Here is a 16,087-nt window from a genome sequence, read left to right as displayed (position 1 = left end):
AACGTCCATCACCCTTCGCTTCCCTCGTTATTCGCCCTTTCAGATCGAGCCGCTTCCCGCGATGCCGACGCCCCCGGCAGCACCAAGGTCACCTCACCGCGCGTGGTCGCCGCCAGGACGTCACGCACAGCCGACGCATCCACCGCCAGCGTCACCCAGCTCAAATCGCCGCCGCCATCAGCCAAGACGCTCGTATCGAGCACTTCGGCGCGCGTCAGGCAATCCGCAACCGAAGCGTCTGCAACATAGACATCGACCTCGTCCCCACAAGCGAGCGAGCCGCCCACGGCGTGCTCCGCGTCACTTGCCACCGAAATTGCCACTGTGCCGCGTGGCACCTGAACGGCCCTCTCATCCCGCAGGAAGTGGGCCTTGGCGAGCGGGGTGTGGGCGGGAATGCGGGTCGTCGCAACGAGCCCGGACACATCACCCATCGACGTCAGCGCATCCTCCGGCATGAGAGACGAGGCCCATTCGACGACCTTCACATTGCCTTCGGAAATCTCGTCACCGGGCTCGATCTCCCTCAGAGCAACGCATGCTCGCGTCACATCGCCTCCGTAGCGCTCAAGCGCCCGTCTAGATGCCTGTTCGGCCTCCGCATGCGCCCCGGCAACCGCCGACCATGCGAGCAGCGCGGCGCTCAAACCCATCACCGCGCTCAGCCCCAACCTCACGGTCCGTTTCACCCAAACCCCCTCGCCTCAGTTCAATCGGCACCGCACACGTGCCGTGATTCGATTGTCGACGCGACATGGCAGGGAGCCTGGATCGACTTGGGAAAGTGCCTGGTCATCTGTACTTGCAACTGTTCGCAATCTGCCCGCACTGGACAGGATGAGGGCAGATTTCGGTCCGTTGCCAAAAAGGGCTGTGGAAAAGCAAACCGCCTGCACGAGGCAGGCGGTTGCAACAGGCATATGAAGTTGTACGACTGAAGTTGCACGACGTTGGCCACAAGGGTCCACTCGGTGTTTCCCAGATCGGGGGCGCAACCACGTAGGTCGCCGGGGCGTCAGCCACGCCCCGGCCCCATCTCCGGCGATACCTCATGCGACAGAAGGCCCATCGCGCATCCGCACGGACGATTGCTCTATAGGCGGATATCGGGGTCGAGGCTCTGCGCGCTTACCCTCATCTCCCGGGCGAGCGAAAGAAACGCATCCAAACGCGACTGTTCGATCTCGCCGCACTCCACACCCTCGCGGACGGCGCAGCCCGGCTCGTGGAGGTGCGTGCAGTCGTTGAAGCGGCAGGCGCGGGAAGCCTCGACGATCTCGGGGAAGCTACGAGCGAGACCGCGCTCGTGGCCCACCAAAGGCAGCGACCGAAGGCCCGGGCAGTCGGCAATCACGCCGCAGGGCTCGGGGAGGGCCACCATGATGCGAGCGACCGTGGTGTGCCGACCGGCGTCATCGCGCTCGCGCACGGCGTTGGTCTCCAATGCCTCAGAGCCGAGCAGGGTGTTCAACAACGTTGACTTACCCGCACCGGACTCGCCCAAAATCATGCCCACGCTCCCCTGCGGGATGCAAGAGCGAACCTCGTCCAAGCCCTCGCCGGTACGCGAGGACGTCGCGATAACGCGCACACCCGCACCTGTCAGGCGACGGAGGGCGCCACACACGTCGGCCACTTCGGCGGGCTCGCAACGGTCGACCTTGGTGAGCACCACGACGGGGTCGGCCCCGCAGTCGCGTGCGAGCACGAGCGAGCGGGCGACGCGGTCGCGCATGAGCGGCAGGGTATCGCGCTCGGCGCCCAACGGCTGCACGATGAAAATCACGTCGACGTTCGCGGCGAGCACCTGGCGCTCCCCGCGGTTCTTCCCGCGCCAGCGCTCAAAGCTCGTCCGGCGGGGCAAAACGCGCAAGATAACGCCCATATCGTGACCGGGGGTCACGCGGACCGCCACGACGTCGCCCACGCTCGGCAACATGCCGTCCACGCCGGCAGAAGAGGCAATCTCGGCATCGGCGGCGCGCTTCGAGCGCTTCCCGCGCTTACCCGGTTTGCCTTTGGCGAAGTCGACCGCATGCTCGGCACGCAGCAGGGCCCCGCCGCGCGTGGCGATCATGGGAAAACCGCGGTCCAGGCGCACGACCGCGCCCAACTCGATCTCTTCCAGGGGGATATCGAGCGTCCCCGCAAGCTCCGAGCGCGCCGCTTCAAACGCAGAGACCTGCGTGTCATCGACACGCAGGTCCCCAAAGCTCGGAATATGATCCAAGACGTCAGCCACGCGTTAGTCCTGGTTCTTCTCGACGCGGCGCATAACGGCCTTGTAGATCTCCATCAGCGGGATGATCAGGAAGGCCAGGCCGAGGGCCGTGAACAGGGCGATCGGGTCGAGGGTCATGAAGCCGAAGACCTCGGCCAGGAAGTCGACCTCGACGGGCACGACCGTCAGCACGACGGCCAGAGCGGCAGCGCCCCACAGCCACTTGTTCTGCGTCTTCATGGAGAAGATGGAGGCACGGCGGCTGCGCATGTTGAAGGAGTGGAAGATCTCGACCATGGACAGGGTGATGAAGGCCATGGTGACGCCCTCCGGATCGGCGATGCCGTCGGTGAGCATGGACAGCTCGATGGCGCCGTTGTGGAAGTACATACCGGCGAAGAAGGACGCGAGCACCAGGATGGTGATGATGACGCCCTGGAAGGCGATGTCGATGCCCATGCCACCGGCGAAGACGCCGTCGGAGGCCTTACGCGGCTTGCGCTTCATGACGTCGCCCTCGGCCTCCTCCATGCCGAGCGCAAGCGCGGGCAGGGAGTCGGTGATGAGGTTGATCCACAGCAGCTGGACCGGCTGGAAGATGGTGAAGCCGATCAGCGTCGCCACGAACACCGAGAGGACCTCGGCGATGTTGGCGGACAGCAGGAACTGGATGACCTTGCGGATGTTGTCGTAGATACGACGGCCTTCCTCCACCGCGTTGATGATGGTGGCGAAGTTGTCATCGGCAAGGACCATGTCGGCGACGTTCTTGGTGACGTCGGTACCGGTGATGCCCATGCCCACGCCGATGTCGGCGCGCTTGATGGACGGGGCGTCGTTCACGCCGTCGCCGGTCATGGCGACGATGTTGCCCAGACTCTTCCAGGCGTCGACGATGCGGGCCTTGTGCTCAGGCTGGACGCGGGCGTAGACGGAAATCTCGGTGACGCGGGTCTTGAAGTCCTCGTCGGAGATCTTGTCGAGCTCAGCGCCGGTGATGGCCTGGGAGGCGTCCTCGACGATGCCCAGGTCCTTGGCGATGGCGACAGCGGTATCGATGTGGTCGCCGGTAATCATGACCGGACGAATACCGGCCTCCTTGGCCTCCACGATGGCCGCGGTGACCTCGGGGCGGACTGGGTCGATCATGCCGGACAGGCCGCAGAACACCAGGTCGTGCTCGAGGGCCTCAGGGGAGAAGTCGGTCGGGGCCTCAGTGTAGGTGCGGTTGGCGAGGGCCAGGACGCGCAGGGCCTGGTCGGCCATGGCCTTGTTGGCGGCGAGAATCTGCTCGCGGCGCTCGTCGGTGAGCTCCACGACCTGGCCGTTGTCGTACACGTGGGTGCACAGGCCGATGACGACGTCGGGAGCGCCCTTGGTGAACTGCTCGTAGTCGCCATCGACGTCCTTGACCACGACGGACATCATCTTGCGGCCGGAATCGAACGGGGCCTCGCCGATGCGCGGACGCTGCGAGTCGAGATCGGTCATGCCGGCCTTGGCGGCGTCGTTGACGAGGGCGCACTCGGTGGGCTCGCCCACGGCCTCGCCCTTCTCGGCGTCGTACTTGGCGTCGGAGCACAGAGCCATACCAGCGAGGAACTTGTCCTCGTCGGCGGCGAGCTCGTGCTTGACGACGGTCATCTTGTTCTGGGTGAGGGTGCCGGTCTTATCGGAGCAGATGATCTGGGTGCAGCCGAGGGTCTCGACGGCGGTCATCTTGCGGATGATGGCCTGGCGACGGGACATCTTGGTGACGCCCATGGAGAGGACGATGGTCACGACGGCGACCAGGCCCTCGGGGATGGCGGCGACGGCCAGGGACACGGCGACCATGAAGGTGTCGAGCATCATGGCCGGGTTGGAGCCCAGCTCGCCGAAGTGGCGAACGATGTCCACGGCGAAGATGATCACGCAGATGGCGAGCACGAGCTTGGTCAGGATGCCGGAAAGCTCGTTGAGCTTCATCTGGAGCGGGGTGAGCTCCTTCTTGGCGCTGGTGAGCGCGGAGGCGATCTTGCCCATCTCGGTGTTCATGCCGGTACCCACCACGACGGCGCGGCCACGGCCATACACGACGGTGGAGCCCATGTAGCACATGTTCTTACGGTCGCCCAGCGGCACATCGTCGGCGCCCTCGGCGAGGGAGATGACGTCGGCGTGCTTCTCGACCGGGACGGACTCGCCGGTAAGGGCGGCCTCCTCGATCTTCATGGAGGCGCTCTCGATCACGCGGCAGTCCGCAGGCACGGAGTCGCCGGCCTCGAGCAGGACCACGTCGCCGGGGACGAGCTCGGAGCTCGCCATATGGACCATCTTGCCATCGCGGATGACCTTGGACTGAGCCGCGGACATCTCCTGCAGCGCTTCGAGGGCCTGCTCGGACTTGGCCTCCTGCACCACGCCGAGGACGGAGTTCAGGATGACGACGGACAGGATGATGGCGGCGTCCGCCCACTCGGGCTCGCCCTGGATGAAGCCGGTGATGACGGAGATGGCGGCCGCAACGAGCAGCATGATGACCATCGGGTCACCCATCTGCTCGAAGAAGCGCTTCCACATGGGAGTCTTTTCTTCCTCATCAAGCTTGTTCGGGCCCACGCTCGCCAGGCGCGACTGCGCCTCAGCGGCCGTCAGACCCTGAGCGGCACTCGTGGACTGCTCCTCGAGCACCTCCTCAGCCGAAGCCAAGTACTCTTTCAATCTAACCCCTCCCGGAGTATGCCAAGCGGGACGCAGGCGCACCGCGCCCCAATCCAACAGTCTGACACCCGATTATAATTCCCGGAATCTGGGCAAGGGCTTGTCAATGGTCGATATGGTACCCAAGCTTTCGGGCCCTATGCCAGCTGGAGACGCGATTCGGCGCAATGCACACATACCGGAACGATAGGCAGTGCCTGAAGCAAGTCCAATATGAATTGAATCGGCACACGGTCGATTCATGTCGATAAGCGGCGTAGGTTTTCCTATAATGACTCGTGCATACGTATTCGCCCACGACGCCTATCACTGACATCAGATGGAGGTCTGAATGCAGCAGAAACTGAAGCGCACCAAGATCGTTTGTACCATGGGCCCTGCCTGTGACAACGACGAGACTATCTGCGAGATGCTGAAGGCGGGCATGAACGTCGCCCGCTTCAACTTCTCCCATGGCTCCTATGAGGAGCATCAGGGCCGCATCGAGCGTGTGCGCCGCTGCGCCGCCAAGGTCGGCAAGCCCGTCGGCATCCTGCTCGACACCAAGGGCCCCGAGGTCCGCACCGGCCTGCTCGAGGGCCACGCCAAGGTCGAGGTCCACGCCGGCGACAAGATCACCGTCACCGCCCAGCCCACCAGCGAGGACTGGCTCGGCAACGCCTCCCACATCTCCCTCGACTACGAGAAGCTCCCGTCCGAGGCTGAGAAGGGCTCCATCATCCTGATCGACGACGGCCTGGTCGGCCTCGAGGTCGAGTCCATCGACGGCCAGGACATGCACTGCGTCGTCCTCAACAACGGCCTCATCGGCGAGCGCAAGGGCGTCAACATCCCCAACGTCGACATCTCCCTGCCCGCCGTCACCGAGCGCGACCGTCAGGACATCCTGTTCGGCCTCACCCAGAACATCGACTACATCGCGGCCTCCTTCATCCGCAACGGCAAGGCCGTCGAGGATATCCGCCAGCTGTGCCGTGAGAACGGCGGCAAGCACGTGACGATCTTCCCGAAGATCGAGTGCGGCCTGGCCGTGGAGAAGTTCGACGAGATCCTCGAGGCCTCCGACGGCATCATGGTCGCCCGCGGCGACCTGGGCATCGAGATCCCGGCCCAGCTCGTGCCCCACATCCAGAAGGAGATCATCGCCAAGTGCAACGCGGCTTACAAGCCCGTCATCACCGCCACGCAGATGCTCGACTCCATGCAGCACAACCCGCGCCCGACGCGCGCCGAGGTCACCGACGTCGCCAACGCCATCCTCGATGGCACCGACGCCGTGATGCTCTCCGGTGAGACCGCGGCCGGCCAGTACCCGGTCGAGGCCGTCAAGATGCAGGCCTCCATCGCCATCGAGACCGAGAAGCACATGGCCGCTCACGCCGAGCTCGCCATGCCCGAGGGTGCTTCCGGTACTCGCATCGTCAACAACGTCGTGGGCATGTCCGCCGTCCAGATGGCCACCGCCGTGGGCGCCAAGTGCATCACCGTGCCCACCACCACTGGCCGCACCGCCCGCCTGATCTCCCACTTCCGCCCGAACATGCCCATCCTGGCGTTCTCCCGTCACGACTGGGCCGTCCAGCAGATGATCATGTACTGGGGCGTCATCCCGCGCCAGGCCGAGATCACCCAGGGCACCGTCAACGGCACCATCGTGAAGGCCGTCGAGACGGCCAAGGAGCTCGGCTTCGTCGAGAAGGGCGACCTCACCGTCGCAACCGCCGGCGACGCCCGCCTCTCCGTCCAGCTCGAGGGCAAGGTCTCCTCGACCAACCTCGCCTACGTGGCTCAGGTCCGCTAATTCCAACAGCGCACCCATCGCGTACGCAAAAGGCACCGACTTCGCGTCGGTGCCTTTTTTCATGTACGGGACACGGCAATGCTCCATCTTGGGTTCCAATCAATCCACGGCGCATCGCGCATCCGTTGACACGATGCGAGGTTGGGACAAAAATGCCGAGATGGCGGGTTCGCCGCACCCGGAAGACAACGCAGGGCAGGATGAATTGGCAGAACACGACGAGGATCTGAAAAAGTACATCAACCGGCACAAGCGCCGACACGGCCAGCGCAGCCCCCTCGAACGCTGGGGCTATGACCTTCACCGATTCCTCCGGCGCGCATTCAACATCCGGGAAGGCCGCGCACCCTACCACGTAATCCGGAAGCGCTTCGTCAACGGGGCGCGCCTCAACGGAACCCATCTGTGCATTCTCGTGATCGCCATGGTCATCGCCTGCGTCGGCCTGGACACCGATTCGGACATCGCCATCGTCGGAGCCATGCTCATCTGTCCCATCATGGGGTCCGTCCTCGCCATCGCCTACGGCATGGCGACGGTCGATCGGGCGCTCATCCGCGATGCGGTGGGTGGCCTTGCCCTGCAAATGGCCTTCTGCCTCGTCACCTCAACGCTCTACTTCCACTTCTCCCCCGTCGCCGGCATGACCCATGCGCTGGCCGACAATTCCAACCCCACCGCATGGGACCTGCTGCTCGCGCTCGTGGGCGGCTTCGCCGGCGGGCTAGGCAACTCACGCGACCAGGAACCGGCCACGCTCATCTCCGGCGTGGCGGTGGCGACCTCGCTCATGCCGCCACTATGTGCCGCGGGCTTTGGCCTGGCAGCCGTCGACGGCGGGCTCTTCCTCTCGGCGCTGTACGAGTTCGGCATCAACGTCGTGTTCATCGCACTCTCCGCACAGGTCGTGCTGCTGCTTTTGCGCGTGCCGCTCAAGCGGGACCTCAACGACGACGGCGTCATCACCGCGGCCGAGGAAGAGAGCATGCAGGCGCTCTCCCATTCACTGCGCTGGCGCATCTTGCTCGGCACGGGACTGTTCGCCATCCCCTGCCTGCTGCTCACCGCCAATCTGGTTCGCGAGGCGGACGCCCCGGCACCGGCAGCGTTCGGCGCAACCGAAACGGCGCAAGAACTTGCCGTTGTCTGCCCCGGTTTTGAGGAGTACACCGTGGGCAATGAAACTGCCGTCGAAGCGGGCGACACACAGGGGCGCACGGAGCTTGTGGCGCACGTCTCGACGAATGTCGCCCTCGACGAGGAGGCTCGAAACGTCGCCGAGGAGCTCATCCGCATCGACGTCCCCGAGATCGACCGTGTCGAGTTTTCAGTCGCAGCCTCTTAGCGTACAATGGCCCCTGATACATAAACGCCCCCTTCTCCGGATGGGGGCGGCGCTGAGGCGCTCACGTGCCGGCACCGTAGGACTTTGAAGGTGGCCGGTAGGTGGGCGCCTTTTCGCAAACGGGCAATTGCACGCAGTTTCCCGGGCAATCACCGATTCAAAGGAAGAAGCACATGAAGAAGTTCGTGACCGAGGATTCGTTTTGGCAGCTCTTCCCGGGGGCATCGCTCGGCGTTATCGTCGCGCGCGGCATGAAGCCGGCGAACGAGATATCACCCGAAGACGCGCAGGCGATCGAGCAGCTTCTCACCCGCGCCAACGCGCTCGCCGAGAAACACTTGGAATCGCCCACCCTCTCCGAGAACGCGCCCGTTCGCGCTTGGCGCCAGGCCTATCAGCAATTCAAGACCAAGCGCGGCGCGCGTTGCTCCATCGAGAACCTACTCAAGCGCGTCCTCAAGGGCAACCCCGTGGGCAGCATCTCACCCTCGGTGGACCTCTACAACGCGATCTCCCTCAAATACGCCCTGCCGCTGGGCGGAGAGGACCTCGACGCCTTTGAGGGGGATCTGCGCCTTCGCATCACGGAGGGCGGCGACGCATTCACGCCGCTGGGCGAGGGCGCCGAGAACGACCCCACGCTGCCCGGAGAACTCGCCTATGTAGATGACGCGGGTGCCGTGTGCCGTTGCTGGAACTGGCGAGACGGCGTGCGAACCGCCCTCACCCACAACACGAGCAATGCTTTCCTCATCGTAGAATGCGTCGAGGCAGAGCGCATCGAGGACTGTCGGGCCGCTACCGAAGAGCTCGCGCAGCTCGTTGAGAAGCACCTGGGCGCAACCATCGCAGTCGCAGAGCTCATTACATGCGACCATCGCGAGGTAATTATCGAGCCTTAGAAACTCGATCCAGTGGACGAAGACGTTCGAGGTGCATCCCACGACCAAGTTGAGCTTTTTCGTACTCAGTTCGTCCTTTAGCGAATAGAGATGCCTGCCGGCCGTTTGCGACCTGCGCTTTTAAAACAGATTGAAGATGCCCTGCTCGCCTTGTTCCGATTTTGATACGAAAAAGCTCATCCAACTTTCTTGGCGCATCGAACAAGACTCGAATTTCCAGACATAATGCCGCGATCACGATTTCCGCGGCAAAAATAGGGCCATCGGCACCGACCGATGGCCCTGAAGGCGCTTATCATCTCGGCCCCCGCCATGAAAGCGCTCGCTGCGAGGGCGCCTCATGGAAAGCACCTCGCAATCAAGCATTACAGCTGACGAATCCGGGTGCTCCCCCGGTCGTGATGGCCGGCGCGCTCACTCTCGGCAGGAACATCCGCCGAGGCTCCCTGGTCGACCTCATCGCCCAGGTGCGCGGCATACTCCAAACGCTCGTCGGCGGGCTTGGTTGCCACGGACCATTTGCGCATCACCCGCGGAACCGCGAGATAGCCAATGAAGCCGCACACAACCAGCAACAGGACGAAGAACATCGCATCGATAGGCATGATCGCTCCCTTCGACGTAGCGCATACGGCGCCCTTGCGATACTTCAGTCCTACCCCAAACGGATGCCCTCAAGCGCATCTTTCCGCCAGCGGTGGCCCAACTCACCGCTCGCCACGCGCTGCCCGCACAAAAGCGCACCAGAGCTTGAAGTCGGTGGGTATTGACTCCCAGGTGTACTCGGGATGCCATTGCACGCCCATGCAGAAACGCTCGCCCTCCACTTCGATGGCCTCGGGAACGCCGTCGGTTGCCACGGCCACGAGACGCACGCCCTCGCCGAGTCTGTCGACACAGCAATGATGGCTCGAGTTGACCTGCACCTCGCCCGGCCAATCGAGAATCCGCGCGAGCAGCGAGCCGTCCTCGACCGCGATCGGGTGCGCGGGGTCGTGCAGGATCGGAAGATGACGCCAGTGGACCTTGCCCTCCGGCACGGGCAGGCTCGGCACATCCATGCACAAGGTACCGCCGAGCGCCACGTTCAGGATCTGCATACCGCGACACGTCGCGAACAGGGGCTTATGCGCCCTCAGCGCCGCGCGGATGAGCTTGAGCTCGAAAGAGTCGCGCTCATGGCAGAGCAGGCGCTCGTCATACGGCTCCTCCTCGCCCCACAAGGCAGGGTCCACATCATGCCCGCCCGGAATCGCCACGCCATCGGCCATCTCGACATAGCGCGCGATGACATCCTCGTCCTCGGTAAGCGCCATGATGAGCGGCAAGCCGCCCGCGGCGAGAATCGCGTTGAGAAACACCGTGGACCCCGTCTCCTCGGGGGCCAGGCGCTCCGGCATCTGCAAACACGGTTTGGGCTGCTCCAAGCGCGGTGCGATCAGGATTATCGGTCTGTCATCTGCTGCGGTCATAGTCTAATGTCCCTTGATGGAGTCGAGGAAGTCGCGGGCACGCTGGGATTGCGGATGATCGAAAAAGGCGTCGGGCGCCCCCTCCTCAACAATCGCACCGTCAGCCATGAAGACCACGCGATCGGCCACGCGTCGGGCGAAATTCATCTCATGGGTCACCACGATCATGGTCATGCCCTGACGGGCGAGATCGACCATGACATCGAGCACCTCGTTGATCATCTCGGGGTCGAGCGCGGAGGTGGGCTCGTCGAAGAGCATGGCCTTGGGGCGCATGGCCAGCGAGCGGGCAATGGCGACGCGCTGCTGCTGGCCTCCGGACAACTGAGCCGGCACCTTGTTCGCCTGAGACGCCACGCCCACGCGATCGAGCAGCTCCATAGCACGCTGCTCGGCCTCCGCCTTGGACATGCCGAGTACCTCGACGGGGCCGAGCGTGACGTTTTGCAAGATGCTCATATGGGCGAACAGGTTGAAGCTCTGGAACACCATACCAAGCTCCGCGCGCATGGCCGCGAGCTCGCGGCCCTCCTGGGGAAGGGGCTTGCCCTCGATGAGGATCTCGCCCGAATCGATGGTCTCCAAACGGTTGATGGCACGACACAGCGTCGATTTGCCAGAGCCCGAGGGGCCGATCACCACGACGACCTCGCCCTTGCCCACGGAAAGGCTCACGTCCTTGAGCACATGCAGGTCGCCGAAATGCTTGTCCACATGGCGAAGCTCGATGATGGGAGCCATGGAACTCTTTGACTGATTGGACATATCGAATCCGTTCTCACGAGGACTTGATCAACGATGCGCCCGCGGTGGACGCTCGAGGGTTAAGCGGGGTTGGTGCTGTAGCGGCTCACCACGCGGGTGCCGCTGCGGCGCGCCACGTACACCGACAACTGATTGATGGCGTAGTTCAACAGGATGTAAATCACCGCCACAACCAGATAAGTGCTCACCAGGGCGTCATAGTTGGTGATCAGTACACGGGCGTTCTGCAACATGTCGGGGTAGCTCACCACATATGCGACCGTGGTGTCCTTCACCACGACCACGAGCTGGGAGATGAGCGAGGGGATCACGTACCTGATCGCCTGGGGAAGCACGATCTTGAGCTTCACGCGAAACGGGCTCATGCCGAGCGCCAGCGCCGCCTCGGTCTGACCGCGGGGAACGGCATTCACGCCCGCGCGAAACACCTCGGCGAGCACGCCCGAAGCCGCGAGCGCGACCGGCAAGGTGAGCATCCAAAACGACGACATCCTGATACCGTACTGGGGCACCACCAGGAAGAAGAAATAGATCAACAGCAGACTCGGCACGCCGCGGAAGAAATCGGTCACGACGCGGCAGACCGCTTCGAGCACGCGGATGCCGCTCGTGCGCCCGAGCATGAGGGCGAGGCCCAAAACCAACGCGATGCCGCCAGCGGTGAGTGCCACCGTGAGGGTACCGCGCAAGCCCGCGAGCAGATAGCTCCACGTGCTCAACTGCGTGAAGAACATCCAGTACCTCGGGTTGAGCTGGCCGGTCGCCCAAAATTGATACACCACAAATCCCAAAAGCAGGGCGACCAACACGGCCGTGATGGCCGTACCCACGCGGATCTTCGCGCGAGTCTTGGGTCCGGGGGCCTCATACAGGGCATCGCGGATACTCACGGGACGGGAGGTTGAAGTCATGGCGCTCATCGGACGATCCTCACCTTCCGGTCGATTCGATTGCCCACGAACGCGATGACCACCGCGGTGAGAGCGTAGCCGGCAGCCGAGACGGCAAAGGCCAGGATGCCGCCGGTCGCACGCGTGTTGATATAGGAAACCACGCCGGTGAGCTCAAGGGGATCGAGTGGGACCTGCGAACCGATCGAGGTGGTGAGCAGCACGGCGATGAGCAGGTTCGTCATGGGCAGCACCGTGGTACGCAGGGCCTGGGGGATCACGATCCGACGGAGCATCTGCCCAAATGAAAGACCCAGCGATCGTGCGGCCTCGATCTGGCCCACACCGATGGTGTTGATGCCGGTCATGAAGTTCTCGGAGCCAAAGGCGGAGGCCACGAGCACCACCGTGAGGATCACGCACGTGCGGTACGGCAGCACCAACTTCAAGCTGGGCAGCGCATATACGATGATGATCAGCAGCGCAACGCCCGGGATATTGCGGAACACCTGGACGTAGCCATCGCCCAGCAGACGCAGCGGCTTGAACGGGGACACGCGCATCACGGTCACGACGACGGCGAGCACCATCACGAACGCAAAGCAAAATGCCGTCATCCCCCAGGTGGACAGCAGCGCCTCCCAATAATTGCGCCCATAGGTCGCCATCAGCTCCGACAGCCCCATGAACACCCCTTCCCCACGTTTGACCCTGTCAGTTACAACGCCGCGGAGGCGCCGGCCCACCCGTCACGCATCGCGTGCAGGCAGGCACGGGCGCCTCCGCACATCCTCGTAATCGGCGTCGCACGCCATCGATGCGAGCGACGCCACGCACATCTCGCGAGCCTACGCGCCAATCGCCGGAGGCTGCGGGACCTCGTCGATCTCGGCACGATCGCCGATGCAGAGCTTCCACAGCTCCTCCCAGGTACCGTCCTCCTCGACCTTGGTCAGGAAGGCGTTCACGAACGCGACGCCATCGGAGTCGAGCGGGAGGCCGATGCCGTACAGGTCCTCGGGGCCGAAAGGCTCGCCGGCCATCTTGTATTTACCAGGCTGCTTCATCATGTCGGAGAAGAGCATGTTGCGATCGATGACATAGGCGTCCACGCGACCCTGGGCGAGGGCACTGCGTGCCTCCTCGTCGGTCTTGAACTCCTGAAGCTTGGCGTCGGGGCAGACCTCCTCCATGATGCTCGGGCCGGTAGAACCGGACTGGGCGGCCACGTTCTTACCCGCGAGATCGTCGACGCTGGCGATATCGTCATTGTCGGCGAGCACGAGAATGGACTGCTGCGTACCGTAGTAGGGACCGGCGAAGGAGATGAGCTTCTTGCGGTCCTCGGTGATGGAATACGTGGCGAACACCGCGTCGACCTGGTCGTTTTGCAGGACGGACTCGCGCGTGTCGGACGTGACCTGCGTGGCCTCGAACTTGGACTCATCGCCCAGGATGTAGCGAACGAGCAACTGGGAAAGACCGGCATCGAAACCGCGCAGTTTACCGTCCTTCTCATTCAACAGGCTGAAGAGCATGGAGGTCTGGACGACACCGAGGCGCATCGTCCCGGCATCCTTGATCTTTTGGGCCCACTCGCTGGAGGCGATGGTCGCATCATCGGCGACGGCGCCGGAGGCGATCAGCTTGTCATAGGCGACGGCATCGAGAAGCGCGGGCTCCTGATCCTCGGCGGCATCTCCCGTGGAGGACCCGGCGGGCGCCGGGGCGGCCGGCTGCTCGCCGCATGCGGCCAGGCCCAACGTAGCCGCGCCGGCAACTGCGGCGCCAAGCACCTGGCGACGGTCGAGCGTGAACTCACGCATGGTCTTGCTCATGAGGGTTCCTTTCCCCTGTACGCGATAATACTTTATCTTACCGCAGTGTTTGCTCAGTCAGCCCAACGTACTCATGGACTTACGCGTTCTTATGCCCCAACCGCGACACTTGTATCACTTGCACGGCAACCACAGCATTTACGCGATGACGCCCGCGTTATGGAGCGCGGGCGTCATCGATGGGCTAGATGGAATTGGGAACGTCGCACTCCCAATGCGACGTCAGGAAAGGGCGGCGCGGATATCGGCGGTGATCGCCTCGAGGGTCATGCCATTTTCGGCAAGGAGCTCGTCGGCGTCAAAGCGATCCGGGAAGCCCTTGCGCACGCCGTAGCACAGCACGCGCACGCTGGTCGGGCCCAGGTAGCGAGCGACCTTCTCGCCCCAACCGCCCTCGAGCACACCGTCCTCGAGCGTCACGACCACACGATGCGAGCGGGCGAGGTCGTCGAGAGCCGCCTCGTCGAGCTCGGTGGCGAAGCGCGGGTTCACCAAGGTCGCATCGAGCGCAGGCCCGCCGTCAGCGGGAGCGGAAAGCGCGTCGCACAGGCTCTCACCCAGGCTGAAAAAGCTGCCCAACGCGAGAATCGCAACATCGGAGCCCTCGTGCACCACGTCATAGCGCGGGAGGGCGAACTCGGCCGCCAGGGCCTTAGGGTCGAGCGCGAAGTCGGGATTGGAAACGACGCCATTGCCGGGAACGCGAACGACCACGGGACGAGAGTCTTGGTCGATAGCCCAATCCAGCATGGCGAGATACTCCTCGCGACACGTGGGCGCCAGGCAGCGCAGGTTGGGCAGAGCCCCCTGCAGGGCAAGGTCGAAGAAGCTCAGATGGGTCGCATCGCTCGTCCCATACACGGAGGAGCCGAAGTCGAGGATGACGGCGGGCAGGTTGTTCAGGCACAAATCGTGCCAGAGCTGGTCATACGCGCGCTGCATGAACACGCCGTACAGGCCGAGCACCGGCTTGGCGCCTGCGCGCGCAAGGCCCGCGGCGTAGGTCACGGCATGCTCCTCGGCAATGCCCACGTCCACGAACTGAGAACCCGCGGCATCGCGCCGGGGCTTAGTGAAGCCCATGATGTAGGGCGTGGCGGCGGAAATGCCCACCACGCGCTCATCGGCGGCCATACGCATGAGCAGATGGCGGCCGGTGATATCCGCATAGGTCTCGCTCTTCTCGCAACGGCTGCGGCGGAGCGCCTCATACGTGCCGGACTCGATATCAAAGGGGCCCACGTGGTGCCAGCCCTCGGCGTCATCCTCAGCGGGCTCGTAACCGGAGCCCTTGACGGTGCACACGTGCAGGACGACCGGATGGTCGATATCGCGCAACTCGAGCAAGGCGCGCTCGACTGCCGCCTCGTCGTTGCCATTGGCGAGGAAGCGATAGTCGAGCCCCAGGGAGCGGAAGAAGTTGTTGGGGGCGGTGCCTTCGCTCTCGCGCAACTCGGCGAGGTTGCGATAGATGCCGCCGTGATTCTCGGCGATGGACCAGCCGTTGTCATTCACGATGACGATCACGCCGGTGCCGAGCTCGGCAAGGTTGTCAAACCCCTCGAACGCAAGACCGCCGGAAATGGAGCCATCGCCGATGACGGCGACGACGTTGTAATCGGCACCCATGAGGTCGCGCGCCTTGGCCATGCCGCAAGCGAGACTCACGGAAGTGGAGGTATGGCCGACGGAGAACAGGTCGTGCTCGGACTCGGCCGGGCTGGTGAAACCGGACAGACCGCCGAAACGCTCGGCGTCGAGGTAGTTCGCGGCGCGGCCCGTGAGCATCTTGTGCGCGTACGTCTGATGGGAAACGTCGAAGATGAGCTTGTCCGTCGGCGAATCGAACACGCGGTGCAAGGCGACGGTAAGCTCCACGACGCCGAGGTTCGAACCGATGTGACCCCCTACCGAAGCCGAGCTCGAAAGGATGGCCTGGCGAATCTCAGAACAAAGAAGCGGCAGGTCGGCGGCATCGAGGTCCCTCACGTCCTGCGGCGATGAAATGCGTTCCAGCAGCATGCGTGCGACGAACCTCCCGTGATGCGGATGACGAACAATGTATTACGTAGAGTACCAGTTTCGCATACTCCGATGATGAAAATGAGACATATCCGCCAAACGGCAATAGGTCCCGAGCACATCGGGAC

At 63.7% G+C, this 16,087-nt stretch carries 13 protein-coding genes; 3 read left to right on the top strand and 10 right to left on the bottom strand.

What is annotated here, in order from left to right:
• Window positions 1–8: 8 nt before the first annotated feature.
• The 3 genes from FY258_RS06460 to FY258_RS06450 form a co-directional block, all read right to left on the bottom strand.
• Window positions 9–689, bottom strand: a complete 681-nt coding sequence (locus FY258_RS06460; protein WP_118104300.1) for an RcpC/CpaB family pilus assembly protein — start codon at window positions 687–689, stop codon at window positions 9–11.
• A 404-nt stretch (window positions 690–1,093) separates the two neighbouring features.
• On the bottom strand, window positions 1,094–2,242 hold the full coding sequence (gene rsgA / locus FY258_RS06455) for a ribosome small subunit-dependent GTPase A (RefSeq protein WP_118104298.1): 1,149 nt from the start codon (window positions 2,240–2,242) through the stop codon (window positions 1,094–1,096).
• A 3-nt stretch (window positions 2,243–2,245) separates the two neighbouring features.
• A complete protein-coding gene (locus FY258_RS06450; RefSeq protein ID WP_118104296.1) occupies window positions 2,246–4,924 on the bottom strand; it encodes a cation-translocating P-type ATPase in 2,679 nt (892 codons plus the stop codon).
• A gap of 331 nt (window positions 4,925–5,255) precedes the next feature.
• Here FY258_RS06450 and pyk point away from each other — a divergent pair, with 331 nt between their 5' ends.
• The 3 genes from pyk (at window position 5,256) to FY258_RS06435 (ending at window position 8,972) form a co-directional block, all read left to right on the top strand.
• Window positions 5,256–6,725, top strand: coding sequence for a pyruvate kinase (gene pyk / locus FY258_RS06445; RefSeq protein ID WP_118104294.1), 1,470 nt, complete (start codon window positions 5,256–5,258; stop codon window positions 6,723–6,725).
• Window positions 6,726–7,149: 424 nt separating this feature from the next.
• Complete coding sequence (locus FY258_RS06440; protein ID WP_259324488.1) at window positions 7,150–8,070, top strand: DUF389 domain-containing protein; 921 nt, start codon at window positions 7,150–7,152, stop codon at window positions 8,068–8,070.
• A 173-nt stretch (window positions 8,071–8,243) separates the two neighbouring features.
• Window positions 8,244–8,972, top strand: coding sequence for a B3/B4 domain-containing protein (locus FY258_RS06435; protein WP_118104292.1), 729 nt, complete (start codon window positions 8,244–8,246; stop codon window positions 8,970–8,972).
• A gap of 365 nt (window positions 8,973–9,337) precedes the next feature.
• Here the strand turns inward: FY258_RS06435 and FY258_RS06430 are convergent, their stop codons facing one another.
• From FY258_RS06430 to FY258_RS06400, 7 genes are all read right to left on the bottom strand, one after another.
• Window positions 9,338–9,577, bottom strand: coding sequence for a hypothetical protein (locus tag FY258_RS06430; protein WP_118104290.1), 240 nt, complete (start codon window positions 9,575–9,577; stop codon window positions 9,338–9,340).
• Between the two features lie 102 nt (window positions 9,578–9,679).
• Entirely contained in the window at window positions 9,680–10,444 is a 765-nt protein-coding gene (locus FY258_RS06425) for a gamma-glutamyl-gamma-aminobutyrate hydrolase family protein (RefSeq protein WP_118104288.1), read from the bottom strand.
• 3 nt (window positions 10,445–10,447) lie between these two features.
• Window positions 10,448–11,185, bottom strand: a complete 738-nt coding sequence (locus FY258_RS06420) for an amino acid ABC transporter ATP-binding protein (protein ID WP_310592059.1) — start codon at window positions 11,183–11,185, stop codon at window positions 10,448–10,450.
• Between the two features lie 83 nt (window positions 11,186–11,268).
• Complete coding sequence (locus FY258_RS06415; protein WP_118104284.1) at window positions 11,269–12,129, bottom strand: amino acid ABC transporter permease; 861 nt, start codon at window positions 12,127–12,129, stop codon at window positions 11,269–11,271.
• Complete coding sequence (locus FY258_RS06410) at window positions 12,126–12,785, bottom strand: amino acid ABC transporter permease (RefSeq protein ID WP_118104282.1); 660 nt, start codon at window positions 12,783–12,785, stop codon at window positions 12,126–12,128. Before FY258_RS06410 ends, FY258_RS06415 begins: the two co-directional genes overlap by 4 nt.
• Window positions 12,786–12,947: 162 nt before the next feature.
• On the bottom strand, window positions 12,948–13,937 hold the full coding sequence (locus FY258_RS06405) for a glutamate ABC transporter substrate-binding protein (protein WP_118104281.1): 990 nt from the start codon (window positions 13,935–13,937) through the stop codon (window positions 12,948–12,950).
• Between the two features lie 222 nt (window positions 13,938–14,159).
• Window positions 14,160–15,959 (bottom strand): 1-deoxy-D-xylulose-5-phosphate synthase, encoded by a 1,800-nt coding sequence (locus tag FY258_RS06400; RefSeq protein WP_118104279.1) that lies wholly within the window; start codon window positions 15,957–15,959, stop codon window positions 14,160–14,162.
• Window positions 15,960–16,087: the final 128 nt, after the last annotated feature.

The organism is Collinsella intestinalis, assembly GCF_902364775.2.
GTDB lineage: Bacteria > Actinomycetota > Coriobacteriia > Coriobacteriales > Coriobacteriaceae > Collinsella.
Note: the sequence above shows the minus strand (reverse complement) of the source record. Positions and strands in the feature narration are given on the sequence as shown.

Excerpts from the sequence above, each read along its gene's own strand:
- FY258_RS06410 (WP_118104282.1), bottom strand. The coding sequence starts at position 12,785 with ATGGGGCTGTCGGAGCTGATGGCGACCTATGGGCGCAATTATTGGGAG.
- FY258_RS06440 (WP_259324488.1), top strand. The coding sequence starts at position 7,150 with ATGGTCATCGCCTGCGTCGGCCTGGACACCGATTCGGACATCGCCATC.
- FY258_RS06430 (WP_118104290.1), bottom strand. The coding sequence starts at position 9,577 with ATGCCTATCGATGCGATGTTCTTCGTCCTGTTGCTGGTTGTGTGCGGC.
- FY258_RS06425 (WP_118104288.1), bottom strand. The coding sequence starts at position 10,444 with ATGACCGCAGCAGATGACAGACCGATAATCCTGATCGCACCGCGCTTG.
- pyk (WP_118104294.1), top strand. The coding sequence starts at position 5,256 with ATGCAGCAGAAACTGAAGCGCACCAAGATCGTTTGTACCATGGGCCCT.
- FY258_RS06405 (WP_118104281.1), bottom strand. The coding sequence starts at position 13,937 with ATGAGCAAGACCATGCGTGAGTTCACGCTCGACCGTCGCCAGGTGCTT.
- FY258_RS06435 (WP_118104292.1), top strand. The coding sequence starts at position 8,244 with ATGAAGAAGTTCGTGACCGAGGATTCGTTTTGGCAGCTCTTCCCGGGG.
- FY258_RS06400 (WP_118104279.1), bottom strand. The coding sequence starts at position 15,959 with ATGCTGCTGGAACGCATTTCATCGCCGCAGGACGTGAGGGACCTCGAT.
- FY258_RS06415 (WP_118104284.1), bottom strand. The coding sequence starts at position 12,129 with ATGAGCGCCATGACTTCAACCTCCCGTCCCGTGAGTATCCGCGATGCC.
- FY258_RS06420 (WP_310592059.1), bottom strand. The coding sequence starts at position 11,185 with ATGGCTCCCATCATCGAGCTTCGCCATGTGGACAAGCATTTCGGCGAC.